Source organism: Pseudarthrobacter sp. rb (assembly GCF_056389225.1).
In genome coordinates this window covers 18,058-44,598 of sequence record NZ_JBWJAR010000007.1, presented here as the reverse complement: position 1 = coordinate 44,598, position 26,541 = coordinate 18,058, and the positions used below count along the sequence as shown (strand labels likewise).

The following is a 26,541-nucleotide window of genomic DNA, read 5'->3' as shown; positions in this document are numbered from 1 at the left end:
CGGCCCCGGTCGGGCAGTTGGCCCAGCGGCGTAATCCCATGCGGTGACTGCGTGGGCCCGCCCTGTGGGGACTCAGCCGATCTGGGTAATTTCGGGACCACGTTCGGGCTCCTCCAAGGTGGGTGCGGCGGGCGGAGGAGTGGCTGAAGCGTCCTTGGGCAGCCTCAGCTGCAGAAGATCGCGGGGCGGCATGGGGCTGTCCCCGCGGACCACCACAACCTGCCGGAACAGGGCCTCGAGCGGTTCCGCGGCGGGGCGTTCCAGCGCCGCGGGTCCACCCAGGACGCCGCGCAGGAACCAGCGGGGACCGTCGACGCCGATGAAGCGGGCCACCCGGTAGCCCTGGCTGCCGTCCGGAAGTCCGGCGGGCAGCTTGGCCACCAGTTCGGTGCCGAAAGCGCCTTCAACCTCTTCAACCTGGCCGCCCTGCGCGCCGACTGACTGGCCGATCTGTTCGCGGATCTCATCCCAGAGCGTTTCTGTCTTGGGGGCGGCGAAAGCCTGCAGCTGGAGGCTGGAGCCGTTAAGGTCCAGGGTGACTGCCACTACCCGCTGCGTTGCCTCTTCCACCTCGAGGCGGAGCTGAAGGCCCTCGCTCGGTGTGATGAGCAGGGCGCCGAGGTCAACAAAGCCGTCGCGGCTGCTGATCTCGGACTCGTCGAAGGGGCCGTCCTGGCGGCGGGCGGCAGTGCCCGGTTCGCCTTCTCCGGCCTCCGCAACCGTCAGCTCGTCGGCCGGCTGCGCCGGCTCTTCATTCTTTGCTTTCCTGCCGAGCCCAAAGACCATGGGGTGACTCCTTAATCCTGAAAATGTGCCAGTTCTGAATGGTGCCGGTCGGAACCGCGGAGGTCCCGCCGTCGTGCGTGCTGGCGTGGCAGCGGGTGCGTCCTGGTGTCAGGCTCCGGGAACGTTGAAACCGCCGGTGGACCCAAAGCCGCCCGTGCCGCGCACGGAACCGCTCAACTCGCTGACAGGAATGAACTGGGCGTACTCCACCCGCTGGATGACCATTTGGGCAATTCTATCGCCGCGGCGCAGCTCTATCGGCTGGGATGAGTCGGTGTTCAGCAGGGTCACCGAGATCTCGCCCCGGTAGCCCGCATCGACGGTGCCGGGCGCGTTGACGATCGTGAGGCCGTGCTTGGTGGCCAGGCCTGAGCGGGGGTGGATCAGCGCCACGAACCCGTCCGGAAGTGCGATGGCGACGCCGGTGGGGACCAGTTTGCGCTCCCCCGGCAGCAGCACCACGTCCTCGCGGGCACGGAGGTCTGCGCCGGCGTCGCCCGGATGTGCGTAGGAGGGCGCTTCCAGCTCCGGATCCAGCATTTTCAACTGGACCTGCAGGGTGGGGGCAGCAGGGGCGGGTGATGCTGCGTCCGGGACAAGGTCTACCGTGGCGGGATGATCAGTCACAGTCACTCACTCTAACCCGCGCCCCCGAATCAGTCCTAAGGAGCCCGCGGCCACGGCGCCGGCCGGGAGGCTTGCTCCAAGGTGAAATAGCGGGCCAAAGGTGGAAAGCTTGGGCTATGCCCGAATCAAGCTCGCCCGCGTCCGTTCCCAGCACCCCCTCCACTGGCGGACCGGTTATTTACCGGGAGAAGCTGTGGCCCAACGCCTGGATCTGGGTTATCGCAGCCGGTGTCTCCGCGGCCGGCATCCTGGTCTTCGCCCCCATCAGCATGGCAGCGGGCTACACCGCGGCACTGGTACTCCTGGCCATCATCACTGTCCTCCTGGTCCTTTCCACCCCGGCCATTACGGTGACGCCGGACGCCCTCACTGTTGGACGGGCCACCATCGAACGCCGCTTTGTGGGCGGTGTGCAGCAGTTCACGTCCGGCGAAGCGACGGCGGAGCGCGGCACCCGGCTGAACGGGCTGGCCTACCTTTGCATCCGCGGCTGGATCGATCCGGTGGTGAAGATCGAAATCACCGACCCGGCCGACCGGACCCCCTACTGGTTGGCCTCGACCCGCCACCCGGACCAGCTGACGGCAGCCCTGGCCCGCCGCTGACACTGCCGTTAACTCCCCGCCCGGGCCCTGATCCGGCGGAAAATCACGGCGCGCCCTGCCTCTTGAGCCAAATCCGCACCGCCGGGTGGCAGAGTTTCGGTTGATAGTAATGCCAGGGTGGAGGATTTGTATGCAGGATCTACGGCTTGTAGGCGTGCACGACGACGGGACGCATCTCCTGTTGAGCGGGGCCGGCGGCGAGATGTTCCAGCTGCCGATCGATGATGCCCTCAGGACGGCCAGCCGGTCCACGGCGAAACCGCGGACGGAGCGGCCTGCTGTTCCGATGTCCCCCAGGGATATCCAGGCCCGGATCCGTGCCGGTGCCACCGCTGCCGACGTCGCGGAGTTGTCCGGGATGCCGCTGGCCAAGGTGGAGCGCTACGAGGGCCCGGTCCTGGCGGAGCGCGAGTACGTTGCGCAGCAGGCACGGAAGGTTGAAGTCGCGGCACCCTCCCCCGGCCACGACGTCTACCGGTCTGCGTTCGGCGACAACCCGGCGACGCTGGACGACATGGTGGCCCACCGTCTTTCGGCCCACGGCATCGACCCAGCCACCGTGGAATGGGACTCGTGGCGGCGCCAGGACGGCACATGGACTGTCTCGGCAAACTTTGAGGCCAAACCCGGCGGGACCTCGGGAATCGGGGAGGAACCGCCCGCGCTGTGGACCTTCAGCCCCGGACGCAAATCGCTGCAGAACACCAACCGCTGGGCGCAGCAGCTGAGCGAACTCGAACCTTTGGACGGTCCTGTTCCCGCCCGCCGCCTCACGGCGGTTTCCGACCGCCCCTTCGATTTTGAGACTGACGCAGACAGCGCGAAGACTTCTCCCGGCAGCCAGGGTCCTGCCCAGGACGCCGGGAAAGAATCCGACGGCCTTCTGGACATGCTCCGGTCACGGCGCGGACAGCGGCTGGGCGTGGACGAGGATTCGGACGACGCCCTGGCGCTGCTCCTGGCCCACGGCGTCCCGGCTGCCCACCCACGGCCTTCCGAGGTAGCCGCCGAGGCAGCTCCTGAGCCGGAATCGGAGGACCCCGAATCCCAGGACGGTCAGCAGGACGCACCGGCCGCCCAGGGGGATTCGTTCATCCGGCGCCGTGACGCGAGGCCGTCCATGCTCTCGAGGCTGAGCCTGCTTCCGCCGCACCGGGACGGCCATGATGACGCGCTGCGGCTCCACGACGGCGTCAGCACCGACACCCGGGAAATCACCATCGCGGCGTCCCCACAGAAGCCGTCGGGTTCCGCGCCTGCTGCCGGGTCCGGCAACTCCGGCGGCGCCGGGCTGGATGAGCTGCTGGGCAGCAATTCCCGCCGCCCGGCACCCAAGCAGAACGACGCGTCCCCCTCTACCGGGCAGTTGCCCGAGACCGAGGCGCCGGAACGGCCTGCACGGCCCAAGCGTTCCAGCGTCCCGTCCTGGGACGAGATCGTCTTCGGCACACGGAGCGACTAAAGGCTCTCTCCCGGCACCTTCAGGGGTAGTTCCTCCAACTGCTGCATGCTAGGCTCCCCGCACACCATCGGTCAGAAGCTGCACTTACCCCTGGAGGTTCGCGGTGCCGGACACCACCTGCCACATGTCAATGTCCCTGGACGGGTTCGTCGCCGGGCCTGACCAAAGCCGCGAGAACCCGCTGGGCAAACGGGGGCTGGAACTCCACGGATGGCACATCGGCGATCCCCGCGCCAACGAGGCCAACGGGGTCGCGGCTGATTGGCTGATGCGCCCGCGGGGCGCATACGTGATGGGCCGGAACATGTTTGGTCCCGTCCGCGGGGACTGGGACGAGGATTGGAGCGGATGGTGGGGCCCCGAGCCGCCCTACCACGCGCCCGTTTTCGTCCTCACCCATCACCCGCATGATCCGATCGAGATGGAGGGCGGGACTACCTTCCACTTTGTCACCGAGGGCTTCGATGCGGCGTACGCAGCGGCGGTCGAGGCGGCCGGGGACAAGGGAGTGGATATCGCCGGTGGAGCATCCACCGTCCGTCAGGCGCTGGCCGCCAGCGTGATCGACGAGCTCACCCTGGACATCGCTCCGGTTTTACTCGGTTCGGGTGAACGGATTTTTGACGGCATTGAATCGTTTGGCTTCGAACCCGTCGAGGTACTCCACTCGCCACTGGCAACCCACATCCGCTACCGCCGGACGCCCCAGTAGCAATCAGCACTGCTCAACCCGGCAGTGCGCCGCAAATGGGCGCGTCACACGGCAAGGTGTTGGAGGAGGGCATCTTCCAGAAGGCTCCGTTCTCCAGGCTTGTTGCGGGCCTCGGGCAAGAACACTGATGGCCATCCCGGTGGCCATTGGGCAGGTTCCCAGTCCTGGTGGTCGCTGGGGTAATGCCGACCCGATGGTGAGGTCCAGCCGGGTGGTTCGTTTTTCGTGGCGGGAGTGGGTTTCCATCCGGTGGTGTGTCGGAGTTTGTGGTGTTTGGGACAGGGCTGTCCCAAGTTGCTGATTCCGGTGGTGCCGCCCTTGTGCCAGGCGAGGATGTGGTCGGCGTCGTTGTCCAGGGAGTTGTTGCTGCACCCCGGGAACGGGCACTTCCCATCGCGCATCCTCAACCAGGCCCGCATGGCGCCGGTGACCCTGTAGCTTGTCCGGCCGATTTCCAATGGTGCCCCGTCCCGCGGGTCTACCAGCACCCGGTAGAACGACGCCGCACCGGAGTCGACGAGTTCCCGGGCCATTGACGGGGGGATGGGACCGTACCCGTCCAGCATCGCCGGCTCGTCGGTCAGGCCCATCAGGGAGAACACCGGGACCGTGACCAGCACCTGCGCCCGGATCGGCGACTGCTGGTCAGTTCCCGCGCCGCCCCTGGCATCGTTGACTGCGGTGCCGTTGGTGAGGATTGCGTTGGCGAACGTGTCGGCCCGGAGCTGGGTCATGGTGCGGCATTCATCCGGTCCCTGCAGGGCCCGGGCGGTCGCGGTGAGCCGGTTCCACCCGGCCTGGGCCTGGTCCGCGGGCAAGTACGCGGAGAGCCAGGCCATCCCGTCCTGGTCCGGCCGGAACTCCACCCGCCGGTCCGCCGCCGCTTTGGCGTGGCGTTGTTCGATGGACCCGGCCTGGTGGCGTTCCCGCCAGGTGCGGGCCTTAGCTTTGAACCGGTGCGCCGGAAGCTGCCCCACCGGGCACCCCCGTGCCGGGTCCGGTGCGTCCGGGTCCAGGAAATGGGCTTCCAACGCCGCAGCCCCAACAGCGTCCAGACACGCTGTCTCACCGGCCATCACCACCGCGTGCTGCCAGGAGATCGCCCCGGCCTGCAAAGCCTCCAGCGTCCGCGGCAAACCCGTGGTCAGGGCGTGGGAGGTGGCCAGGAACGAACCCGCCGCTCGCGGACCAAGCGCCAAAACGCACCCGATCTCCGCCGCGGCCGCCATCTCCTGCGCCTGCATCGGAACATCCGGGCCCGCAACGGCACAGGCGGTGGCCGCGTACCCAACGGCGGCCCTGGCCTTCAAACCTGCGATCCCGGCCTCCACCTCACGGGACCCGGCCAAAATCTCCAGGCAACCCTCCGCCAAACCAGCAAGAGGGTCAGCCGCAGAAAAGGGCACCACACCGGCCCCATCCACCACGGCATCAACCTCAGCATTCAACACAGCAAGGGCAGCACGGATATCCCCAAAAGCCTTCACCACCGCTGCCTTCGCCATAAACCCATCATGACAAGGGGGTACGACATTTTGAGTCGGAGGCGAAAGGGAGCGCTTCTGCTTCCCGGAATGGAGGTGCCGGTGCGGAAGTGCCGGTGCGTGCGGGGAAGGGTCAGCCCTTCGGGCCTGTCCCCCGGCCCTCGCCGGGTCCGCCGGAGCCGTGCCAAAGGCAGGCATCGACGTCGAACGGCAGCAGTTGGTCCTGTTGCGCCATCAGAGATGCGCCGTGCGCCGTCACCCGCCGCATGAAGTGTCGCCGGCACAGGGTTTCGTACCCCACCACAGGCACGTGCCCGGCCTCGGGGACAGCAGCGTCAACCACCATGTCCACGTCGCCCACCACAACCTGGGCGCCCTCGGTGACCATGACGCCGTCGACCGTCCTGGCATTGTGGGTGGCGCGGCGGCCGCACCAGCACAGCGCCTCCACCTGGAGCACCTGCACCCGGTCGGCGAGCTCGATCAGGCGTTGCGAACCAGGGAACAGCCTGGTGCGGAAATCAGCGGTGATGCCGAACGCGAAGACGTCCACGTCGATCTCGTCCACCACCTTGGCCAGCTGCTCCACCTGTTCGGGCGTGTAGAACTGGGCTTCGTCGCAGATCAGGTAGTCAACACGCTGCCCCTGGGTGCGGCGGATCATGACTTCCTCCCAGAAGTCGGTGGTGTCCAGCACCTCCACGGCGTCCGTCTCCAGGCCCAGGCGGCTGGAGATCCGGGACTCCCCGGCGCGGTCGTTGCGGCTGAACCGGACCCCGCCGCGGCCGCGGGCCCGGTGGTTGTAGTCCATCTGCAGCGCCAAGGTGGACTTTCCGCAGTCCATGGTGCCGGAGAAGAAGATGAGCTCAGCCACGCCGGCGGTTCCTTCCTTCGGCCGTGAAGCAGAGCAGCGGAACCTCCCGCTCGGCCTTGGTCAGTGAGCCGTGCTGGCCCACCACCTCCATGGCAGTCGGCCGCATGCGCCGGCCATCGTAAAGCGCGACGGCGTCCCGCGCCGCGATCATGACGTCACCGATCCTGCCTTCGACAGCGGGCCGGACATCCTCGCCAAAGAGTCCTCCGGCAACGGCTTCACCGCGGGTGAAGGCCCAGATCCGGTCTCCGAACCGCGCCTTCCAGGCAGCGATAAGCCGCTCAGCACCGTCAGAGGCGGCATCGGAGTCCGCCAGGTACAGGTGGACCATCCGTGGTTCACCTGCCGTGTGGCGGACGCCCTCCACCAGGGCAGGGTCCGTGGAGAAATCGATCCGCTGCGGTTCGGCCACGTCCAGCATCCCGTGGTCTGCCGTGAGCAGGATGGTGGTGCCGGCGGGAAGGGTGGAGTTGAGCCGCTTGACAGTGGCATCGAGCTCTTCCAGCTGGTGTTCCCACTGCTCGGAGCGGCAGCCGTAGCGGTGCCCGGCCTTGTCCAGGTCGTTGACGTAGAAATACATGAGGGACGGGCCGGATGCTGCCATGGCTTCGGCGGCGGCGGCGGTCCGGGCATGGGCGGTTGTCCCCGGAATGAACCTGCCGCCCCTGAGTGCGGCCCGGGTCATGGGCGAGCCGTCGAACTGGGAGAGGCTGACGGTGCTGACGTCCACCTGTCCGGCGATCCGTTCGAACACGGTAGGGAACGGCTGCCAGGCGGACGGGTCCACGCCCGGATCCCAGTTCCCCAGCAGGTTGACCACCTTGTCCTGGTCAGGGTCCAGGACGTCGTAGCCCACCATGCCGTGCTGGCCGGCAGGAAGCCCGGTCCCAAAGCTGGACAGGGCCGCTGCGGTGGTGGAGGGGAAGGCGGAGTCCAGCCACACCGGGACGTCGCCCTGCCCGGCCTGAAGCACAGAGCGCAGGAACGGGGTGTGGGCGGATTTCTGCTTGAGGAGGTTCCGGCCCAGTCCGTCCGCGAGTACCACGCAGACCCGTGAGGCGGCAGGGAATCCGAGGGCATTGGCAAAACCCTCCACCCCAAGGCTTGCCGTGGCACTGGTCAGTACTTCAGCGATGGAACGATGCCCGTAGGCGGGAGCAGGCGGAAGGTCGGGGGTGCGTCCGGAGGCTTGTACGGCGTGGTGGCGGTCTTCCGGCATCAGCGCTGCTGGTGCCCGCGGCTGAGCCGGTTGCCGAACACTCCGGAGCGCGGCCGCGGCGCCATGGACTGGGCGTGGGATAGAGGGGCGGCGGAACCGGTGTTGACCGCGCGCAGGGCCCGGGCAAACAGTTTGGCGTCCTGCACGGCCTGCAGCCCGTCCGCTTCGGCGCTGATCCGGAGCACGATGTCCTCCTGCGCGATGGTTCCGGTGTAGCCGTGGTCCGCTTCGCACTGCGGATCGCCGCAGCTGGCCGGACCCATGTCCAGCCGCTGGCCGCCGGACCACGCGATGGTCAGTGTCAGTTCCCGTACCGGGTCTGACGGTTTGTAGTTTTGCGGCTGCGCGTACATGTAGCTCAGCACCACCGACCTGATCTGGGCCACGGGAACGGACTCGGTGGAGATCTGGGCGACGATCTGCTCCCCCGCCTCATCCAGCTGCTGGTCGTCCACATGGGTGATGACCAGCATGTCCGCGGTGAGGACCAGGACCGTGATGTGGCGGCGCACTTCTGCCCGGTCGAAGTGCGTTTCCAGGTGCACCAGGTGCGCCACGCAGTCCCGGCCGTCCAGGGCGTCGTCAACAACATCAGACACCAGGCGCGGGTAGAACCCGGCCTTCTGCAGCGCGTCCTCCAGGCTCTGGCCCTGGACTCCGTGGTTGTGTGAGCTGTGCTGGCGGACTGCCTGGTTTTCGTTTCCGGGCGTTTCGGGCGCCGACGCGGGAGGCTGGAAGCTCATGCCCCCATTTTCACAGATCGGCCGGTCACTTGCTAACCGCCTCAGCCCAGCATGGCCCGGCGGGCGCTGTCGGTGCGCTGCGCGGCGTTGCCGATCCGCACGTCCGCGGCGAGGATGGTGGCCCCGGAGGTGCCGCACAGGACAGGGTTGAATTCCACCAGCGCGATCTCCGGATGGTTGTCCTTCATCCATGCCAGCCTGCCCGCGAGGTCCTCCAGCGCCTGCACGTCCACGGCCGGCAGGCCCTGGTAGCCGAAGAGCTTCCGGGACGCCCTGGGCGCCCGGATGAAGTCGTGAACGTCGGCCGCGGAGAGCGGCGGAACCCGGTGGGACCAGTCGTCGAGGAGGTTGACGGCGTCACCGGCAAGGCCGAAGGAGATGACCGGGCCCAGCAGGGGGTCCTCGATGGCCCGGAACGTGCACGTCTGCCCCACCGGGGCCATGGCCTGGACTTCGAGGGCCGGATCTCCATAGGCAGCGAGCGCGCGCCGCATCTGCAGCACATTCAGGCGCAGCGATTCGGCGTCCTCGATGCCAAGCCGCACGCCGCCGAGGTCCAGCCGGTGGCGGAGGGCAGGTTCGGTGGTCTTCAGCACCACCGGCCAGCCCAGTGAGTCGGCGGCGGCGACCGCCTCATCAGGGGTGGTAAACGGCGCCGAGGGCAGGACGGAAATGCCGTAATGCCCCAGGAGGGAGGCGGTTGCCGCCGGGTCCAGCTGCTTGAGCTGTTCGCCCGTGACGTCCCGCAGCAGTTCGTCGATCTCAGCCGCCGCCTGCCGCGGGTCGCAACCGGCAGGCTCCACGAAGTGCCCCTGGTCGCGGGCGGCCCATTCCGCGTACCGGACCACCGCGGCGAGGGCGGCCACCGCCGCGCCGGGGTTTGAGAAGCAGGGGACGGTGCAGCCCTCGGTTCCCAGCAGGCCCTCCACGTTGATGGCGGGGTCCAGGATGCCGGTGAAGGCTGCCACCACCGGCTTTCCTGCGGTTGCGGAGCATTCTGCGAGGACCTGGGCCACCGCGTCGACCGTCAGCCCGCGCGCAGGCAGGAGTGCGGCGACGGCGGCGTGGACGGTGTCCGAGGCAAGGGCGTCAAGGAGTGCCTTCCGGAGCAGGGGCAGGGCCACCGATTGTCCGGCGTCCAGGTCGAGCCCGGAAACCACCTGCGCCACTCCCAGCCCGTGCGCCGCAGCGCTGTCCGCCACCACGTTGCCCAGCGCCTGGGAGTTGCTGAAGATGGCGACGTCGGGCCCGGCCGGGAGCAGCCTTCCCGACACCACCTGTGCCACATCCACCAGTTGTTCCACGGTTTCCACCCGGATCACGCCGGACTGGCGCAGCATGGCATCCAGCGCTCCCGCCGGTGCCTGCGTGGTGCGGACGGCATGACCTGGTGGCAGGCGGAGCCCCATGGTGTCGGATTTGGCCACGATGACCGGCTTGGTGCGTGCCAGCCGGCGTGCGATCCGGGAGAACTTACGCGGGTTGCCGATCGATTCGAGATACAGGCCCACGGCGGAGGTGTCGGCGTCGTCCTCCCAGTACTGCATCATGTCGTTGCCGGAAACGTCCGCCCGGTTGCCCGCCGAGAGCAAGCTGGACAGCCCCAGCCGGCGCCGGCTGGAGGCGGCGTACAGCGAGACGCCGATGGCCGCCGACTGGCTGAACAGGCCCAGGCTGCCGCGCAGCGGCATGGTTGGCGCCATGGAGGCGTTCAGTGAGACGTCGGGGTGGGTGTTGGCGATGCCCAGCGACGCCGGCCCGATCACCCGCATCCCGTTCGCCCTGGCCTGGCGCACCAGGGCGCGCTGCCGCTGGAGCCCGCGTTCGCCGTCGTCCGCGAAGCCTGCCGAGGCGATCACCACGCCCTTGACGCCCGCCGCCGCGCACTCTTCCACCACGCCTGCAACTTCCTCGTAGGGCACGGCGATGATGGCCAGCTGGACGGGCTGGGGAACTTCGGAGAGCTTGCCGTAGGACATCATGCCCGCCAGTTCCAGCGCCTCCGGGTTGATGGCGTACACCGGGCCGTGGAAACCGCCCTCGATGATGTGCTCGAGCAGCTGGTACCCCACGGTCCCCCACCGGCGGCTGGCCCCGATGACGGCAACGGATGACGGCGCCAGCAGCTCCCGGACGCTCCTCGCCTCCGCGCGGTGCTCGCGGGATTCCATCACTGCACGGGATTTTTCGGTGGGGTCGACGTTGAACTCCAGGCTGACGACGCCGTCGTCGAAGTGGCGCTTGACGTCGTAGCCGGCGTCGGAGAAGACCATCAGCATCTTGCGGTTCTCGGGCAGGACCTCGGCGGTGAACTTCCGGATGCCGTTTTCGTGCGCCGCGGCGGCAAGGTGCTCCAGCAGGATGGACCCGATGCCCCTCCCCTGGTGGGCGTCGGCGATGTTGAAGGCGACCTCCGCCTCGGTGGGATCGGTCAGCCGGTCATACCGGCCGATTCCGATGATTTCGCCGCCAATGGTGATGACGAACGCCACCCGGTCCTTGTAGTCCACCTCGGTAAACCGCTTGAGCTCCTTCGCGGACAACCTGGCTTTGAACGCAAAGAAGCGCATGTAGATTGAGTTCTGCGACTGCCCGGTATGGAAGGCCTGGACGGCGTCCGCGTCCGACGGGTGGATGGGCCGCAGATGCGCTGTCCCGCCGTCACGCAGGACGACATCGGCTTCCCAATGTTCCGGATATTCGCCGTCCCCGGGCTGATCCACCATAGGCTTAGCCTAGCCAAAAACTATCGCAGCACACCCTAAGGCTGCGCAGTAACCGCAGAAGGATTCACCAAACCCCATGGCCCGCCGGCAAAGTTCAAAACCCATCGTGGACGACAGCTACACGGAAAACATCGTCGATATCGACGTGACGTCCGAAATGCAGGGCTCCTTCCTGGAGTACGCGTACTCGGTGATCTACTCCCGGGCCCTGCCGGATGCGCGCGACGGGCTCAAGCCGGTACAGCGCCGCATCCTGTACATGATGAGCGACATGGGCCTTCGCCCTGACCGCGGCCACGTCAAGAGCGCCCGCGTGGTGGGCGAGGTCATGGGCAAGCTGCACCCGCATGGCGACGCCGCCATCTACGACGCCATGGTCCGCATGGCGCAGGACTTTTCGCTGCGGCTGCCGCTGATCGACGGGCACGGCAACTTCGGCTCGCTCGACGACGGCCCGGCAGCACCGAGGTACACCGAGGCCAGGCTGGCTGCGGCCGCCCTCACGCTCACCAACCACCTGGACGAAGACGTGGTGGACTTCGTCCCCAACTACGACAACCAGCTGACCCAGCCGGACGTCCTGCCCGCCGCCTTCCCCAACCTGCTGGTCAACGGCGCCACCGGCATCGCCGTCGGCATGGCCACCAACATGGCCCCGCACAACCTGGTGGAGGTCATCTCCGCCGCCCGGCACCTGATCGCCAACCCCGACGCCACCCTGGACGACCTCATGCGGTTCGTCCCCGGCCCGGACCTGCCCAGCGGCGGCCGGATCGTGGGCCTGGACGGCATCCGCGACGCCTACGCCACCGGACGCGGATCCTTCAAGACCCGCGCCAAGGTGGAGATCGAACAGCTCTCCGCACGCCGCACCGGCCTGGTGGTCACTGAACTGCCGTACATGGTGGGCCCGGAAAAGGTGATCGAGAAGATCAAAGATGCCGTCAACGCCAAGAAGCTGACCGGCATCAGCGACATCGTGGACCTGACGGACCGCAAGCACGGGCTGCGGCTGGTCATCGAACTGAAGAACGGCTTCAACCCGAACGCGGTCCTGCAGCAGCTCTACCGGTACACGCCGATGGAGGACTCCTTCGGCATCAACAACGTCACCCTGGTGGACGGCCAGCCGCAGACGCTGGGCCTGGTGGACCTATTGAGCGTCTACGTCAACCACCGGATCAACGTGGTCCGCCGCCGGACCGTCTTCCGCCTGGGCAAGAAGAAGGACCGCCTCCACCTGGTGGAAGGCCTCCTCATCGCCATCGTGGACATCGACGAGGTCATCCAGATCATCCGGTCCTCGGACGAGGCCGCCGCGGCGCGCGAGCGGCTGATGTCCATCTACGACCTCACCGAGGTCCAGGCCAACTACATCCTTGAACTGCGCCTGCGGCAGCTCACCAAGTACTCCCGGATCGAGCTGGAGAAGGAGCAGGACGAGCTCCGCCGCGAGATCGCGGAACTTCAGGCCATCCTGGACTCCGAGGAACTGCTCCGCACCGTGGTCTCCGACGAACTCGGCGCGATTGCCGAGGAACACGGCACCCCGCGCCGGACGGTCCTCCTGGAGTCCGAGGCCGTGTCCCCCACCGTCGCGGCTGCCGAACTGGCCGGGGCCAAGAAGGGCAAGGCTGCGCCGCTGTCCCTGGAGATCGCGGACGACCCCTGCTGGGCCATCCTCACCGCCTCCGGGCAGGTGGCACGCACCAGCAACCAGGAACCGCTGGCCGAGGCAGGCCCCCGGAGCAGGCACGACGTGTACACCTCGGTGGTCAAGACATCGGCCCGCGGCGAAATCGCGGCGGTCACGTCGCTGGGCCGCATGCTCCGGCTGCAGGTCATGGACATGCCGGTCCTGCCGCCCGTGGCCGGCCTGCCCAACCTGGCCGGGGGCGTTCCGGCCAAGGAGTTCCTGACCCTGGTGAAGGGTGAAACGCTGGTGGCGTTCGTGCGGCTGGATGAAGTCCTGGCCATCGGCACGGCGCAGGGCGTGGTGAAACGCGTCCAACCGGACTACCCGCTGAACCGGGAGGACTGGGAGGTCATCACCCTCAAGGACAAGGACGTGGTGGTGGGCGTGGCTCCCGCCGGTGCCGATGACGCCGAACTCGTGTTCCTCACCCGGGAAGGCCAGTTGCTGAAGTTCCCCGCAGCCGTGGTCCGCCCCCAGGGGCGCACTGCCGGCGGCATGGCCGGGATCAAACTCGCCGCGGGTGACCAGGTGATCTTCTTTGGTGCCGTGCAGCCCAAGGATGAGGCCGCCGTCGTGGTCACCATCGCCGGGACCAACGGAGCCCTCCCGGGCACCGCGCCGGGCACGGCCAAGGTGACGGCATTCTCCGAATATCCGGCCAAGGGGCGCGCCACTGCCGGGGTCCGGTCGCACCGGTTCCTCAAGGGCGAGGACATGCTCCTGCTGGCCTGGGCAGGCCACGGCCCGGCCAAGGCGTCGTCCGCCGGCGGAGTGGCGCGGTCACTGCCTCAGGAGCATGGCCGCCGCGACGGCTCGGGCGTCCCGCTCTCCCAGGCCGTGGACGTGGTGGGGCCGGCCATGGCGTGGATGGACGGGGCAGCAGCAGGGGACGCTGCGGAGTAGGGGCCGCCGCGGAGCAGGGCTGCGGCCACCGCCTGCGCACGGCTTAGACTGCTCCCATGCCTATCGTTCCTGATGAAAAGGACTGGACCTGGGTCCTGTCACGGCCCTGCCCGGAATGCAATTTCCATGCCTCCACGGCCACCCCCGCCACGGTTCCCGGAAGCATCGAAAGCATGATTCCCCGGTGGCTGGCCGTCCTCCGCCGGCCGGACGCGGCGGAGCGTCCCGACGGGCAGACCTGGTCCGCGCTGGAGTACGCGTGCCATGTGCGGGACGTTTTCACCCTTTTCAACCAGCGCCTGAACCTGATGCTCGCGGAGGATGGCGCCCGCTTCGCGGACTGGGACCAGGACCAGACAGCCGTTGAAAAGGACTACGCCAACGCCGACCCGTCCGAGGTGGGTCCGGAACTGGCTGCGGAAGGCCACGAGGCCGCCGAGTCCTTCGCCGGCGTCCCCGAAGAGGACTGGGCCCGCAAGGGCCTGCGCAGCAACGGCTCGGAGTTCACCGTCTTGACGCTCTCCCAGTACTTCCTGCATGACGTAGTCCATCACCTCCACGACGTCGACGGCTGACGGCGGGGTCAGGTTGCCGGTGTGGCGCTGGGGCAGGCGGTGGGGTAAGCGCGGTAAGGGGCGCTCAGCGCGAGGGCGCCAGGGATCCCCGGGGCTGTCCGGCGGAGGCTGAAAGCTCCAGCCGGGCGTCGCCGGCGTGGATGTCAGCGGGGTTGTGGGTCACCAGCACCACGGTCCGGTCCCGCAGTCCAGCGCGCAGGTCGGCCAGCATGGCGGCCGCGGATCCGGCATCGAGGTGGGCGGTGGGTTCATCCAACAGGATCACTTCCGCTCCGGTCAGCAGGGTCCGTGCTACAGCCAGGCGCTGGCGCTCGCCACCGCTCAGGAAGGCACCGCCGGGACCGATCCGGGTGTCCAGCCCCGCCGGCAGCCGGCCCACCAGCGCGGAAAGTCCGACGGCGGCCAGGACGGCCTCCAGGTCATGGTCCGCTGCCGGGGGCGCGCCAATCGCGGCCGGCCGTCCCAGCAGCAGGTTTCCCCGGATGGTGGAATCGAACAGGTGGGCCTCCTGGGGGCACCAGGCAGCCCGGCCGGTGACCATGACCTGGCCGGATGCCGGTGGCAGGAAGCCCAGCAGCACCGAGAGCAGCGTGGATTTGCCGGAACCGGACGGCCCGGTGACCGCCAGCCAACGTCCCGGGACTGCCACCGCATCCACGCCAAAGAAGACCGGAGAGCCGCCCGGCCATGCCGCGGCCAGATCCACCAGCTCAACGCCGGGTGCTTTCCCGGCCCTGGGGGGAACACGCTGCAGGCCGTCAGGGGTTTCCCCTCCGTCAAGGGTCTCGCCCCCGTCAAGAGTCTCTCCCCCGTCAAGAGCCCCGGACTCCCCCACCCGGCGCAGGACGGAACGCAGCGCGGGGTACTGGCGCACCGCCGTCGTCATCGCTGCGTAGGGTTCCACCAGCGCGAGCAGCAGCAGGACAACCACGGCCGCCGTCGCCGGGGCCACCTGGGCCGAGATGACGCCGGGGCCGGCCAGCCACGCGGCCGCCAGTGCCGCCGTCCCGCAGGCCGCGGTGGCGATCCCATGCCCCAGGCCGTCGGCCCAGGCGGAACGCTGCGATGCCCGGGTGGCTTCCCGGTCCTCGGCCAGGAGCGCATCAAGCACGCGGGGCGCCACGCCGTTTGCGTGCAGTTCGGCCCGGGCATCGAGGGCAGCGGTGACGCGGCGCAGGACGCCCGACCGCAGGGATTGCTCGGCGGCGGCGGATTTGCGGTCGCCCCACAGGGCGGCGGCGGGCGCCAGCAGCAGGCCGCTGATGGCTGCGGCCACCACGGCTGGAAGGGCGTCCGGCACCAGGATTCCGGTGGCTGCAACGGCCAGGACGGACACCGCGAGCGCCGTGACGGGCGGCAGGACCACGCGCGGCAGGAGGTCACGGACGGTGTCGACGTCGTCGATCACCGTTCCCAGCACGTTGCCGCCCTGCAGGAGCCGCCGCAGCGACAGGGCCTTGCGGCTCAGCGACTCCCACAGGCGGCCGCGGAGGCGCGTGAGCGCGGCGAACACGGCATCGTGCAGCAGCAGCCGTTCCCAGTAGCGGAAGACAGCCCGGCCAATACCGAAGAACCGGACGCCCACGATGGCGGTCAGGAGGTACAGGATGGGTGGTTGTTCGCTGGCCCGGATGATGAGCCAGCCGGACAGGCCGGAAAGCGCGACGGCGAAGACGGCCGCCAGGGTGCCGACGAGGGCCGCGGCCGCGAACTTGCCCCGGACCGGTGCCAGAAGGGCGGCCAGGAGGCGGGCAGCGCCGGGGACAGCCTGTGCAGGGGCGCCGTCGGCCGGGTTTCGTGTGGCGGGGTTGTCCGTGGAGGCGCCGTCCGGGGCCCCCTCGTCTGCGGCGGCGGCTCCTGCCGGGCCGGCTGGGAGGGTGGTGGGTACGGTGGCGGGCAGCAACGCGGCAGCAGCGCTCTCTTGGTGGGCTGCAGCGGCGCCCCCGCCCGCCGGGGCCACCGGTACCAGCACGTCCGCCAGTTGCCGGGTGCGCTGGTTGTGGGCCACCAGGATCACGGTAGCCTGGCCGCGGAGCCGGCGGATGGCGTCCTCGACGATCACGGCGGACGCGTCATCGAGGTGGGCGGTGGGTTCGTCGAGCAGCAGGAGGGTGGCGCCGGCGTCGATCCGGGCAAGGCCGCGGGCAAGTGCCACCCGGCGCAGCTCGCCCGGGCTCAATTCGGCCTGGTGCTTTGCGGCCAGGTGCCCGGCCCCGGCGCGTTCCAGGCAGCGGCGCGCAGCCTCTTCCGCAGCGAACCTGTCCGGGCCGTGCGCGGGGTCCGGTGAGAGGTAGAGCAGGACCTCGTCCAGGACGGTTCCGGCCACCATGACGGGGTGCTGTGGCACCCAGGCCACCGCGCGGCGGTCCAGTCCGCTGATGGACCCAGTAATAGCGGTCCCGTCGCCGTCGCCGATCGTTCCCGCCAGAACGCCCAGGACGGTGCTCTTGCCGGCGCCGCTGGGGCCGTCCAGGGCCGTAATCCTGTCCTGCGGCGCGGTGAACGTGAGCGGCCCGACGGCGGCTCCGGACCGGCCGGCATAGGTGACGGTGAGCCCGTTGATCTCCAAGGGAGCGCCCGGCCTTCCGGCCTTCGCAGCGGGCAGCGGTGCAGCCTCGGGGGCCCCGGTCACGGATGCTGTTGCTGCGAGTGCCACCCTGCCGTCGTCGCTGGCGTGGTGGGCGGTGCCAAGTTCCCGCAGCGGAAGGTAGCAGTCCGGCGCGAGGAGGAGCGCCAGCAGGCCGGCCTCCAGCGGCATGTCGCCATGGACCAGCCGGACGCCGATGAAGACGGCCACCACTGCCACCGAGATGGTGGCAATGAGTTCCAGGGCCAGCGCGGACAGGAACGCTGTGCGCAAAGTGCCCATGGTGCGCGAGCGGTAGTCCTCCGATATCTCTTCAAGGGCCTTGCGTTGGGCGGTGGCACGGCCCAGCCCCACCAGGACCGGCAGGCCCTTGGCAAGCTCCAGCATGTGCGCCGACAGCCGTGCCAGCGAGGCCTGGGCCTGCCGCACGCTGTCCTCTGTGTACCTGCCGATCAGCACCATGAACACCGGGATCAGCGGCACCGTCAGCACGATGACCAGCGCGCTGACCCAGTCCGCGAAGAGGATCCTCGCCCCCAGCAGCAGCGGAACGGCGGCGCAGTTGACCAGCGCGGGAAGGAACTGGGTGTAGTAGCTGTCCAGGGCGTCCAGGCCGCGGGTGGCAAGGACCGCCAGGCCGCCGTCGCTGGGGCCGGAGCCGCGGACGCCGGTGCGCAGGGCGCGCTCCAGCAGCTCGGCGCGGAGCTCCTCCTTCACGCCCAGTGCCGCGCGGCGTGCAGCGACGGCCTGGCCCCACACGGTCAGGGAGCGGAGGACGACGCCGGCAAGTCCAGCGGTCAGTTGGCTCCCCCACGCCGGGTTCCCGGCAACCAGTCCCGCCAGGACGGAGGCCACTGCCTGCCCGATCAGGACCAGGGACAGGGCCTTGAGCGCGGCCAGGAGTCCCAGCCAGTAGATGGCTGAACGGGTTGACGGACCGGCGGGGAAAGTTGGGCGCACGTCAGCCCTTGGTGGTGAAGGCCCTGGCGGCGACCGCCGGGAGGAAGCTGTGGGCTTCCGGGATGTGGGCGGCGCTGACGCGGCGGCGGAAGACCCAGTAGGTCCAAGCCTGGTAGGCGATGACCAGGGGAAGGCCAAAGGCCGCCACGATGCTCATCAGTCCCAGGGTGTAGTCCGAGGAGGATGCGTTGGAGATGGTGAGGTCGAAGGCACTGTCCAGCGTGGAGGGCAGCACCACGGGGAACACGGCCCCGAAGATGGCGGTGGTGCCCAGCACCAGGAAGGCACCCAGTGCCAGGAAGGCCCTGCCTTCAGAACCCCTCCGGGCCAGCAGCCAGGCAGTGATGGCGGCGCCAACGGCCAGGACGACGGCGGCCCAGGTCCAGGGCTTGCCGTCCATGAACTGGATGGCGAGGGCCCATGCCGCGATGGGCAGGAGCAGGACCGGCAGCAGCCGCACGAACCACTGGCGGGCCCGGTGCCGCACCTCCCCGTCAGTCTTGAGGGCCAGGAAGGCCAGGGCGTGCAGGAGCGAGAAACCCACCACTGCCACGCCGCCGAGGAGTGCGTAGCCGCTGAACCAGGCCATGGGGCCGCCCTCGCGGTCGCCGTTGGCGTTCAGCGGAAGGCCGGTGGTGGTGAGGGCCAGGGCGGCACCCACGCCGAAGGCTGCGAAGAAGGAGCCCAGCGCGATGGCCCAGTCCCACCGGTTCCGCCAGCTGTCGGTGTCCACCTTGCCGCGGTATTCAAACGCCACGGCGCGGAAGATCAGGGCCAGCAGGACCACCAGCAGCGGCAGGTAGAGCGCGGAGAACAAGGACGCGTACCAGAGCGGGAAGGCGGCGAAGGTGGCGCCCCCGGCGGTCAGCAGCCACACCTCGTTGCCGTCCCAGACGGGTCCGATGGTGTTCAGCAGCACGCGGCGTTCGGTGTTGTTGCGGGCGAAGAGCTTCATCAGCATGCCGACGCCCAGGTCGAAGCCCTCCAGGAAGAGGTAGCCGGTCCACAGCACCGCGATGGCGATGAACCAAATGGTGGGAAGCAGTTCCATTGTGTGTTTCCTCTGGTCGGTCTTTGGAGCCGGATGCGGTTAGTAGGCGAAGGCCAGGACGTCGTCGGCGGGCTTGGTGTCCCCGTTGCCGCCGGGCCCGGGCGTCTGGTCCTCGTTTTCGTCCGCCGGTGCGTGGCCCAGTTCCGGCATCGCGGAGACCACACCGCCGCGGATGTACTTGACCAGCAGCTTCACTTCCACCACCAGCAGGACGGCGTACACGGCGGTCAGGGCCACCAGGGAGGCGATCAGCTCCCCTGCGGAGACACCCGGTGAGACGGCGGCTGCAGTGAACATGAATACCTGGTCAATGCCGCTGGGATCGGGGTTGGGGGCAACCACGAACGGCTGGCGGCCCATCTCGGTGAAGATCCAGCCGGCGGCGTTGGCGCCGAAGGGTGCCAGGATGCCGAACACGGCCAGCCGCATGAGCCACCGCGCCTCGGGTACCGTCCCCTTGCGGGTGAGCCAGAGTGCCACCAGCGCCGCCAGGGCGGCGAGTCCGCCGAAGCCGATCATCATCCGGAACCCCCAGTAGGTGACTTCCATGACGGGTACGTATTCGATCTCCTGGCCCGCGCGCTCACCGTAAATGGGATTGTCCGGCAGGTTGGTTCCGTAGTTGGCCTTGTATTCGGGCAGCAGGCTGTTGACACCCTTGACCTCGGTGGTGAAGTCACCCTTGGCCAGGAAGGACAGGATCCCCGGGACCTCGATCACGGCCACGACGTCGTCGCAGTTCTTGGATCCCACGTTGCCGATGCTCAGGACGGAGAAGCCGGTGCCGTCGTGGCAGGCGGCCTCCGCTGCGGCCATCTTCATGGGCTGCTGCTGGAACATGAGCTTGCCCTGCAGGTCGCCGGTTACCGCGGTGCCGGCGAAGGAGATCATGGCCACCACGGCGCCGATGCGCAGGGACCGGATCCACACGCTGTGGTCTGCACGGTCACGGCCTGGGATGCGGACGTCTTCACCCGGGATGACCTTGCCGTCGGCACCCACTGTGTCAACGCCGTCGTGCCGTCTCCGCCAGAGGTGGTACCAGGCGATACCCAGGAGGAAACCGCCTGCCACGGCGAGGGCGCCGAACAGGGTGTGCGGGACGGCGACGAGGGCGGTGTTGTTGGTGAACACTGCCCAGGCGTCGGTCATGACGGGCCGGCCGTTGATCATTTCCACGCCTACCGGGTGCTGCATCCAGCTGTTGGCGACGATGATGAAGTAGGCGGAAAGTGCCGATCCTATGACGGCCACCCAGAGGCAGGCCAGGTGGATGGCGGGCTTGAGCTGCTTCCAGCCGAAAATCCACAGACCCAGGAAGGTGGACTCGACGAAGAAGGCGAGGAGTGCCTCGAGGGCCAGCGGTGCGCCGAAGACGTCACCGACGAAGCGGCTGTACTCGCTCCAGGCCATGCCGAACTGGAACTCCTGCACGATGCCCGTGGCAACGCCCATGATGAAGTTGATGAGGAAGAGCTTTCCCCAGAACTTGGTCATGCGCAGGTACTCGGGCTTTCCGGTGCGGTACCAGGCAGTCTGAATTACGGCGACCACCAAACCCAGGCCAATGGTCAGCGGCACCATCATGAAGTGGTAGACCGTGGTGATACCAAATTGCCAGCGTGCGATTTCCAAGGCGTCCATGGCAGTCCCTACTGTTAGCCAATGCAGTTTTCTACGCTTCGTAGAACTGTAACTTCTACAAAGTGTAGAACATGGTCGAGGGCGGGCGAAAACCAATCACCCTCCCCTAGGATCGCCCACCGGGACGCGGCGCGCCAGATGTTCTACCCGATGTAGAAGGTTCGGCGGTTTCGGGGTAAATTTAGTTGTGTAGTTGAACAACCGCGTGACGTCACCGGCCGCCTTACAGCGTTCGGTGCGGGGAAATAAAGGAAAAGTGAAATGGCTAGTCTTGGTGAACTGGAACGGGCAGTGATGGACCTGCTCTGGGCGGGCCAGGAAGCGGCTACGGCCAATACCCTGAGGGACCAGCTGGCGCGCACGTCGGCTGCACAGGGCGGTCCGGGCCACGAAGGCAAGGAACTGGCCGTCACAACGGTGCTTACCGTACTTTCCCGCCTGGAGAAGAAAGGGCTGGTTGAGCGCGAACGCGGAACCCGCCCGCACCGGTACCAGGCAGTGTCCAGCCGTGCAGACCACACCGCCGAACTCATGCATGAGGTCCTTGGGTCAGCCCCTGACCGCGAGGCCGTCCTGGCCCGCTTCATCGGGTCAGTCTCCGAAGGTGAAGCCGAGACACTGCGCAAACTGCTGGGTCACCTCTAACACACCATGTTCTGGGCCTCATACCTGCTGGCGGTCCTTGCGATAATCCTGGCCTGGCCGGTGCCAATCCTCCTGTCACGGGCCCAGTGGCCGGCCAGGTCGCCCTTCACGGCCATGCTGCTGTGGCAGGCGATCGCGCTCGCAGGTGGACTTTCCATGATCGGCGCCATGCTGGTCTACGGCCTGGAACCTGTGGGTGACAACCTCATCGCGGGGCTGCGCGCCCTTGCCAGCATGGTGCTTTTCAATGCCCCCACCACGGCACTGGGGTTCTGGCATATCTTTGCCCTGTCCGCTGCCGCCCTGCTCACGGCCCACCTGGTCTTCACACTGCTGCTGACGTATTACAAAATCCAGCGGCAGCGACGCCGGCACCGGGAACTGCTGGCCCTGCTGGCCTCGCCCTCGGCCCAGGGAGCGGGAACGCTCGTCATCAACCACGATTCCCCTGTCGCCTACTGCCTCCCGGGCGGCGCCCGTTCGGTGACCGTCCTGTCGGACGGCCTGATGGCGGCCCTTGAACCGGCCGAACTGCGTGCCGTCCTGATCCACGAAAACGCCCACCTGAGCCAGCGGCACCACCTGCTGCTCTGGGCCTTCGCAGCCTGGCGGCAGGCCCTTCCCTGGCTGCCCACCACCCGGCTGGCGCAGGAATCGGTGAATTCGCTGATCGAAATGCTGGCCGACGACGTCGCGCTCCGGACCGAGAGCAAAGCGACCCTGATCAAGGCCATCGCCATTGTGGCCAGCGGCTCCGCAGGCAATGCGGGCACCACGGACATCCGTCCGTCCTCTCCCACGCTGGCCCTGTCCGGCCTCGAGGCGGCATCGGGCGGGCCGGGCGCTGACGCCGTCCGGACCGCAGCGTCCAGGGTCAGCCGCCTCCTGACACCGCAGCCCCAGCTTCCAGCCGCCGTCCGCAGTGCGGTCATGGCCGGCTGCGCCCTGCTCCTGGCACTGCCCACCGCACTGCTTGTTGTCCCCGGGCTGCTCGGCTGAAGCCGGTCGCGAACGCCGGCCCGGCCACAAGGTGACGCCGTCGCCCGCAATCAGGCGTCGATGCGCTCCCGGTCCAGGCTGGATGCGCCGGCAATGATGAAGTCCTTGCGCGGGGAAACGTCCGAGCCCATCAGCAGGTCGAAGATCTCTTCCGCCTGCTGCGCGTTTTCGATTCCCACCTTGCGCAGGGTGCGGTGCCGCGGATCCATGGTGGTCTCGGCCAGCTGCTCGGCGTCCATCTCCCCCAGGCCCTTGTAGCGCTGGATCGGTTCCTTGTAACGCTTGCCCTCCTTGGCCAGGCGGGCCAGGAGCACGTGAAGCTCGGCCTCGGAGTAGGTGTAGATCATCTCGTTGGCCTTCTGACCGGCGTTGATGACTTCCACCCGGTGCAGCGGCGGAACCGCGGCGAACACCCTGCCTTCAAGGATCATGGGCCGCATGTACCGGAAGAAAAGGGTCAGCAGCAGCGTCCGGATGTGGGCACCGTCCACGTCGGCGTCGGTCATCAGGATGACCTTGCCGTAGCGCGCGGCGCTGATGTCGAAGCTGCGTCCGGAGCCTGCCCCAACCACCTGGATCAGGGCTGCGCACTCAGCGTTGGAGAGCATGTCCCCCACCGATGCCTTTTGGACGTTGAGGATCTTGCCGCGGATGGGCAGCAGGGCCTGGAAGTCCGAGGAGCGTGCCAGCTTGGCCGTGCCCAGCGCGGAGTCGCCTTCCACGATGAACAGTTCGGAACGTTCGACGTCGTCCGTCCGGCAGTCGGCAAGCTTGGTGGGCATCGAGGAGGTTTCCAGCGCGTTCTTGCGCCGTTGGGTCTCCTTGTGCACGCGGGCCGAGATGCGGGACTTCATCTCGTTGACGATCTTTTCCAGGAGCAGCGCCGACTGGGCCTTGTCGTTCCGGTTGCTGGAGGACAGCTTGGCGGAGATTTCGCGCTCCACCACCTTGGCCACGATGGCGCGTACGGCGCTGGTGCCCAGGATTTCCTTGGTCTGGCCCTCGAACTGCGGTTCAGCGAGCCGGACGGTCAGCACTGCGGTCAGGCCGGCGAAGATGTCGTCCTTTTCGATCTTGTCGTTGCCGGCCTTGAGCTTGCGGGCATTGGCCTCCACGGCTTTGCGGAAGGTCTTGATCAGGGCCTGTTCGAACCCTGACTGGTGCGTGCCGCCCTTCGGGGTGGCGATGATGTTCACGAAGCTCCGCACGGTGCTGTCGTAGCCGATCCCCCAGCGGAGCGCCACGTCCACCTCGCAGTCGCGCTCGACCTCGGCCAGCTGGCTGTGGCCCCGTTCGTCAAGGACCGGGACCGTTTCCTTGAACTTTCCTGCCCCGTGCAGCCGCCAGACGTCAGTGACGGCCGGGTCCGCTGCGAGGAACTCGACGAATTCGGAAATGCCGCCGTCGTGGTGGAAGACCTCTTCGTGGGGGCCGGCCTCGCCAGGGGTACCGGGGACCTTGCGCTCGTCCCGCACGGTGAGCTTAAGGCCAGGCACCAGGAAGGAGGTCTGGCGTGCACGGGCAGCGAGGTCCTCGTAGGAGAACTTGGCGTCCGGGGTGAAGATCTGCCGGTCCGCCCAGTAGCGGATCCTGGTCCCGGTGACGCCGCGCTTGGCCTTGCCCACCACGTCCAGGACGGAGTCGTTGACGAACGGCGTGAACGGTGCTGCCGGGTCCAGTCGGGAACCTGTGTCCTTGAAGCGGCCGGGTTCACCGCGGCGGAACGACATGCGGTACGTCTTGCCGCCGCGGTCCACCTCGACGTCCAGCCGCGAGGACAGTGCGTTGACCACGGATGCGCCCACGCCGTGCAGGCCGCCGGACGCGGTGTAGGAGCCGCCGCCGAACTTGCCACCGGCATGGAGCTTCGTGAACACCACTTCGACGCCGGTGAGGCCCGTCTTGGGCTCCTTGTCGATGGGGATGCCGCGGCCGTCGTCGTGGATTTCCACTGAGTTGTCCGCATGGAGGATGATGCGGATGTCGTGGCCGAATCCGGCCAGGGCCTCGTCCACGGAGTTGTCGATGATTTCCCAGAGGCAGTGCATGAGGCCGCGCGAGTCGGTCGAACCGATGTACATGCCCGGGCGCTTGCGGACGGCTTCAAGGCCTTCCAGGACGGAGAGGTGCCGGGCGGTGTACTCAGAGCTGGGTGCCACTGGTGATGAACTCCTTCAGGGACGTCGACGCGGCGCTGGGACCGCACCTTCCAGAGTAGTCGGCGGCAGCGGCCACAGGCGTCTGCCACACCCGCGGGCCGGTGTGCGGCGCGCCACGGGCCCCGGTGACGGGCGGAACTGGGCAGTTCTTGACCGAACCTTGCGGATACGCGCACAGCGAACTTGCCCCATCCTTGCGATGGTTTGGATACGAATGCTGGTTATATAGATGTACTGATCTACTAAGGAGGCCGATATGACAACAGCAGTGGCAGACCGCACGCTAAATGCACTGGACCGGTGCGACCGTTGCGGAGCTCAGGCATATGTCCGGGTTGTACTCGAGTCCTCCGGCGGTGAGCTGTTGTTCTGCGGCCACCACGCCCGTGCAGTCGAGGCGACGCTCAAGCCGTTGAGCTCCGACTGGCACGACGAGACGGGAAAGCTTCACGAGAAAGCTGCCGTTGAAATCGACTAGATGAGGCATCGGTAACACGAACCCTGCGGGACTCTTCCACACGGAAGGGTCCCGCAGGCGTTTAAGGACGCGCAGCCGGACTGGGCACGGCCGCATACGGAGCAGGGCACCTGCCGACCCGGAGACAACAGAGCGGGAAATAAACAGGGGCCGTCCCGGACCCACTTTTCAGTGGATCCGGGACGGCCCCTGTTTGGCCCTGCGAACGGTTTAGTCCAGGTAGTCCCGCAGCACCTGCGACCTGGACGGGTGGCGGAGCTTGGACATGGTCTTTGATTCGATCTGGCGGATCCGCTCGCGGGTGACGCCGTAGACCTTTCCGATTTCGTCTAAAGTCTTCGGCTGTCCGTCCGTCAGGCCGAACCGCATGGCGACGACGCCGGCCTCGCGCTCGGAAAGGGTATCCAGCACCGAGTGCAGCTGCTCCTGCAGGAGGGTGAAGCTCACGGCGTCAGCCGGGACAACGGCCTCAGAGTCCTCGATCAGGTCACCGAACTCGGAATCGCCGTCCTCACCGAGGGGGGTGTGCAGCGAAATCGGTTCGCGGCCGTACTTCTGGACTTCGACAACCTTTTCAGGGGTCATGTCCAGTTCCAGTGCCAGCTCCTCGGGCGTGGGTTCGCGGCCCAGGTCCTGCAGCATCTGGCGCTGGACACGTGCCAGCTTGTTGATGACCTCAACCATGTGCACCGGGATACGGATGGTGCGGGCCTGGTCGGCCATGGCGCGGGTAATGGCCTGGCGGATCCACCACGTGGCGTACGTGGAGAACTTGAAGCCCTTGGTGTAGTCGAACTTCTCAACGGCGCGGATCAGGCCAAGGTTGCCTTCCTGGATCAGGTCCAGGAAGAGCATGCCGCGGCCGGTGTAGCGCTTGGCCAGCGAGACCACCAGGCGCAGGTTGGCCTCCAGCAGGTGGTTCTTGGCGCGCTTGCCGTCGTGGATGATGAACTCAAGTTCCCGCTTGTACTTCGGATCCATGGATCCGTCGTCAGCGGCGATCTTCTCCTCGGCAAACAGCCCGGCTTCGATCCGCAGCGCAAGGTCCACTTCCTGCTCCGCGTTGAGCAGTGCCACCTTGCCGATCTGCTTCAGGTAGTCCTTGACGGGGTCAGCGGTGGCGCCGGCGGACATGACCTGCTGCACCGGGGCGTCATCGTCGTCGGCGTCGGAGTAAACGAAGCCCTTGCCGCTGCCGGCGGCACCCTTGACGGGTTCAGCGTCGGCATCCTCAACTGCCTCCGCACCTTCGAGGACGATGTCGTCGAGGTCTTCCTCGACTTCTTCGACCTCGTCCGGGTCAACGTCACCGGCGGACTTTCCAGCGGCCGCTGCTGCAGCCTTGGCGCCGGGCTTGGGCCCACGCTTCTTGGGCTCGCGCTTGCCGTCCGCTCCAGCCTCGCCGGCCGAAGCCTTGTTGGCAGCCCGCGTGGCTGCCCGCTTGGCGTTGGTCGCGGCCTGCTTCTCCTCAGGGGACAAGACGTCCTGGGCGGCGGAATCCTTCTTCGTGGAAGACGGGGTCACAGAAAACCTTTCTAGCGGTGGTCTGTGGAATCACCATACGGGCAACACCACTATGACCCTGTCAAGTCCGTGATGAAAACCA

General features: G+C 67.7%; 20 protein-coding genes. 8 read left to right on the top strand and 12 right to left on the bottom strand.

Going from position 1 to position 26,541, the window contains the following annotated elements; all coding sequences use genetic code 11:
- Positions 1 to 72: 72 nt before the first annotated feature.
- Both ACWRN3_RS11080 and dut read right to left on the bottom strand, forming a co-directional pair.
- Complete coding sequence (locus ACWRN3_RS11080) at positions 73 to 786, bottom strand: DUF3710 domain-containing protein (RefSeq protein WP_476740678.1); 714 nt, start codon at positions 784 to 786, stop codon at positions 73 to 75.
- 108 nt (positions 787 to 894) lie between these two features.
- Positions 895 to 1,413, bottom strand: a complete 519-nt coding sequence (gene dut / locus ACWRN3_RS11075; RefSeq protein ID WP_364400151.1) for a dUTP diphosphatase — start codon at positions 1,411 to 1,413, stop codon at positions 895 to 897.
- A 116-nt stretch (positions 1,414 to 1,529) separates the two neighbouring features.
- Between dut and ACWRN3_RS11070 the strand changes: the two genes are divergently transcribed.
- The 3 genes from ACWRN3_RS11070 to ACWRN3_RS11060 all read left to right on the top strand — a co-directional run bounded on the left by ACWRN3_RS11070 (position 1,530) and on the right by ACWRN3_RS11060 (position 4,192).
- On the top strand, positions 1,530 to 2,018 hold the full coding sequence (locus ACWRN3_RS11070; protein ID WP_224025711.1) for a DUF3093 domain-containing protein: 489 nt from the start codon (positions 1,530 to 1,532) through the stop codon (positions 2,016 to 2,018).
- Between the two features lie 130 nt (positions 2,019 to 2,148).
- The gene (gene sepH / locus ACWRN3_RS11065; RefSeq protein ID WP_476740677.1) at positions 2,149 to 3,480 is read left to right on the top strand and encodes a septation protein SepH; all 1,332 of its coding nucleotides are present in this window, start codon (positions 2,149 to 2,151) and stop codon (positions 3,478 to 3,480) included.
- A 124-nt stretch (positions 3,481 to 3,604) separates the two neighbouring features.
- Entirely contained in the window at positions 3,605 to 4,192 is a 588-nt protein-coding gene (locus ACWRN3_RS11060; RefSeq protein WP_476740676.1) for a dihydrofolate reductase family protein, read from the top strand.
- A 44-nt stretch (positions 4,193 to 4,236) separates the two neighbouring features.
- On the opposite strand, the gene ACWRN3_RS11055 is transcribed toward ACWRN3_RS11060, so the two are convergent.
- The 5 genes from ACWRN3_RS11055 to ACWRN3_RS11035 all read right to left on the bottom strand — a co-directional run bounded on the left by ACWRN3_RS11055 (position 4,237) and on the right by ACWRN3_RS11035 (position 11,238).
- The gene (locus tag ACWRN3_RS11055) at positions 4,237 to 5,697 is read right to left on the bottom strand and encodes an HNH endonuclease signature motif containing protein (protein WP_476740675.1); all 1,461 of its coding nucleotides are present in this window, start codon (positions 5,695 to 5,697) and stop codon (positions 4,237 to 4,239) included.
- A gap of 112 nt (positions 5,698 to 5,809) precedes the next feature.
- Positions 5,810 to 6,550, bottom strand: a complete 741-nt coding sequence (locus ACWRN3_RS11050) for a thymidine kinase (RefSeq protein ID WP_476740674.1) — start codon at positions 6,548 to 6,550, stop codon at positions 5,810 to 5,812.
- Positions 6,543 to 7,769: an alkaline phosphatase family protein gene (locus ACWRN3_RS11045; RefSeq protein ID WP_255175184.1), complete on the bottom strand. Its 1,227-nt coding sequence runs from the start codon at positions 7,767 to 7,769 to the stop codon at positions 6,543 to 6,545. The genes ACWRN3_RS11050 and ACWRN3_RS11045 overlap by 8 nt, the downstream gene beginning before the upstream one ends.
- Positions 7,769 to 8,512 (bottom strand): DUF5998 family protein, encoded by a 744-nt coding sequence (locus ACWRN3_RS11040; protein WP_476740673.1) that lies wholly within the window; start codon positions 8,510 to 8,512, stop codon positions 7,769 to 7,771. The genes ACWRN3_RS11045 and ACWRN3_RS11040 overlap by 1 nt, the downstream gene beginning before the upstream one ends.
- A gap of 41 nt (positions 8,513 to 8,553) precedes the next feature.
- On the bottom strand, positions 8,554 to 11,238 hold the full coding sequence (locus tag ACWRN3_RS11035) for a bifunctional acetate--CoA ligase family protein/GNAT family N-acetyltransferase (RefSeq protein ID WP_476740672.1): 2,685 nt from the start codon (positions 11,236 to 11,238) through the stop codon (positions 8,554 to 8,556).
- A 76-nt stretch (positions 11,239 to 11,314) separates the two neighbouring features.
- Between ACWRN3_RS11035 and ACWRN3_RS11030 the strand changes: the two genes are divergently transcribed.
- Entirely contained in the window at positions 11,315 to 13,837 is a 2,523-nt protein-coding gene (locus tag ACWRN3_RS11030; protein WP_476740671.1) for a DNA gyrase/topoisomerase IV subunit A, read from the top strand.
- A 56-nt stretch (positions 13,838 to 13,893) separates the two neighbouring features.
- Positions 13,894 to 14,412 (top strand): DinB family protein, encoded by a 519-nt coding sequence (locus tag ACWRN3_RS11025; protein ID WP_255175179.1) that lies wholly within the window; start codon positions 13,894 to 13,896, stop codon positions 14,410 to 14,412.
- Between the two features lie 64 nt (positions 14,413 to 14,476).
- Here ACWRN3_RS11025 and cydD read toward each other — a convergent pair whose 3' ends face one another.
- Genes cydD through ACWRN3_RS11010 form a run of 3 tightly spaced genes read right to left on the bottom strand, consistent with a single transcriptional unit; the run spans position 14,477 to position 20,654 of the window.
- Complete coding sequence (gene cydD / locus ACWRN3_RS11020; RefSeq protein WP_476740670.1) at positions 14,477 to 17,959, bottom strand: thiol reductant ABC exporter subunit CydD; 3,483 nt, start codon at positions 17,957 to 17,959, stop codon at positions 14,477 to 14,479.
- 1 nt (position 17,960) lies between these two features.
- Positions 17,961 to 19,010: a cytochrome d ubiquinol oxidase subunit II gene (cydB, locus tag ACWRN3_RS11015; RefSeq protein ID WP_255175178.1), complete on the bottom strand. Its 1,050-nt coding sequence runs from the start codon at positions 19,008 to 19,010 to the stop codon at positions 17,961 to 17,963.
- A 39-nt stretch (positions 19,011 to 19,049) separates the two neighbouring features.
- A complete protein-coding gene (locus ACWRN3_RS11010) occupies positions 19,050 to 20,654 on the bottom strand; it encodes a cytochrome ubiquinol oxidase subunit I (protein WP_476740669.1) in 1,605 nt (534 codons plus the stop codon).
- Between the two features lie 261 nt (positions 20,655 to 20,915).
- Here ACWRN3_RS11010 and ACWRN3_RS11005 point away from each other — a divergent pair, with 261 nt between their 5' ends.
- Both ACWRN3_RS11005 and ACWRN3_RS11000 read left to right on the top strand, forming a co-directional pair.
- The gene (locus ACWRN3_RS11005; RefSeq protein WP_018769682.1) at positions 20,916 to 21,299 is read left to right on the top strand and encodes a BlaI/MecI/CopY family transcriptional regulator; all 384 of its coding nucleotides are present in this window, start codon (positions 20,916 to 20,918) and stop codon (positions 21,297 to 21,299) included.
- Between the two features lie 6 nt (positions 21,300 to 21,305).
- Positions 21,306 to 22,298 (top strand): M56 family metallopeptidase, encoded by a 993-nt coding sequence (locus ACWRN3_RS11000; protein WP_476740668.1) that lies wholly within the window; start codon positions 21,306 to 21,308, stop codon positions 22,296 to 22,298.
- Between the two features lie 50 nt (positions 22,299 to 22,348).
- On the opposite strand, the gene ACWRN3_RS10995 is transcribed toward ACWRN3_RS11000, so the two are convergent.
- Positions 22,349 to 24,457, bottom strand: coding sequence for a DNA gyrase/topoisomerase IV subunit B (locus ACWRN3_RS10995; protein ID WP_255175176.1), 2,109 nt, complete (start codon positions 24,455 to 24,457; stop codon positions 22,349 to 22,351).
- A gap of 256 nt (positions 24,458 to 24,713) precedes the next feature.
- Here ACWRN3_RS10995 and ACWRN3_RS10990 point away from each other — a divergent pair, with 256 nt between their 5' ends.
- Positions 24,714 to 24,935 carry a DUF7455 domain-containing protein gene (locus tag ACWRN3_RS10990; RefSeq protein WP_013600696.1) on the top strand — a complete coding sequence of 74 codons (222 nt, stop codon included), beginning with the start codon at positions 24,714 to 24,716 and terminating at the stop codon, positions 24,933 to 24,935.
- 210 nt (positions 24,936 to 25,145) lie between these two features.
- Here the strand turns inward: ACWRN3_RS10990 and ACWRN3_RS10985 are convergent, their stop codons facing one another.
- Positions 25,146 to 26,459, bottom strand: coding sequence for an RNA polymerase sigma factor (locus ACWRN3_RS10985; RefSeq protein WP_255175175.1), 1,314 nt, complete (start codon positions 26,457 to 26,459; stop codon positions 25,146 to 25,148).
- Positions 26,460 to 26,541: the final 82 nt, after the last annotated feature.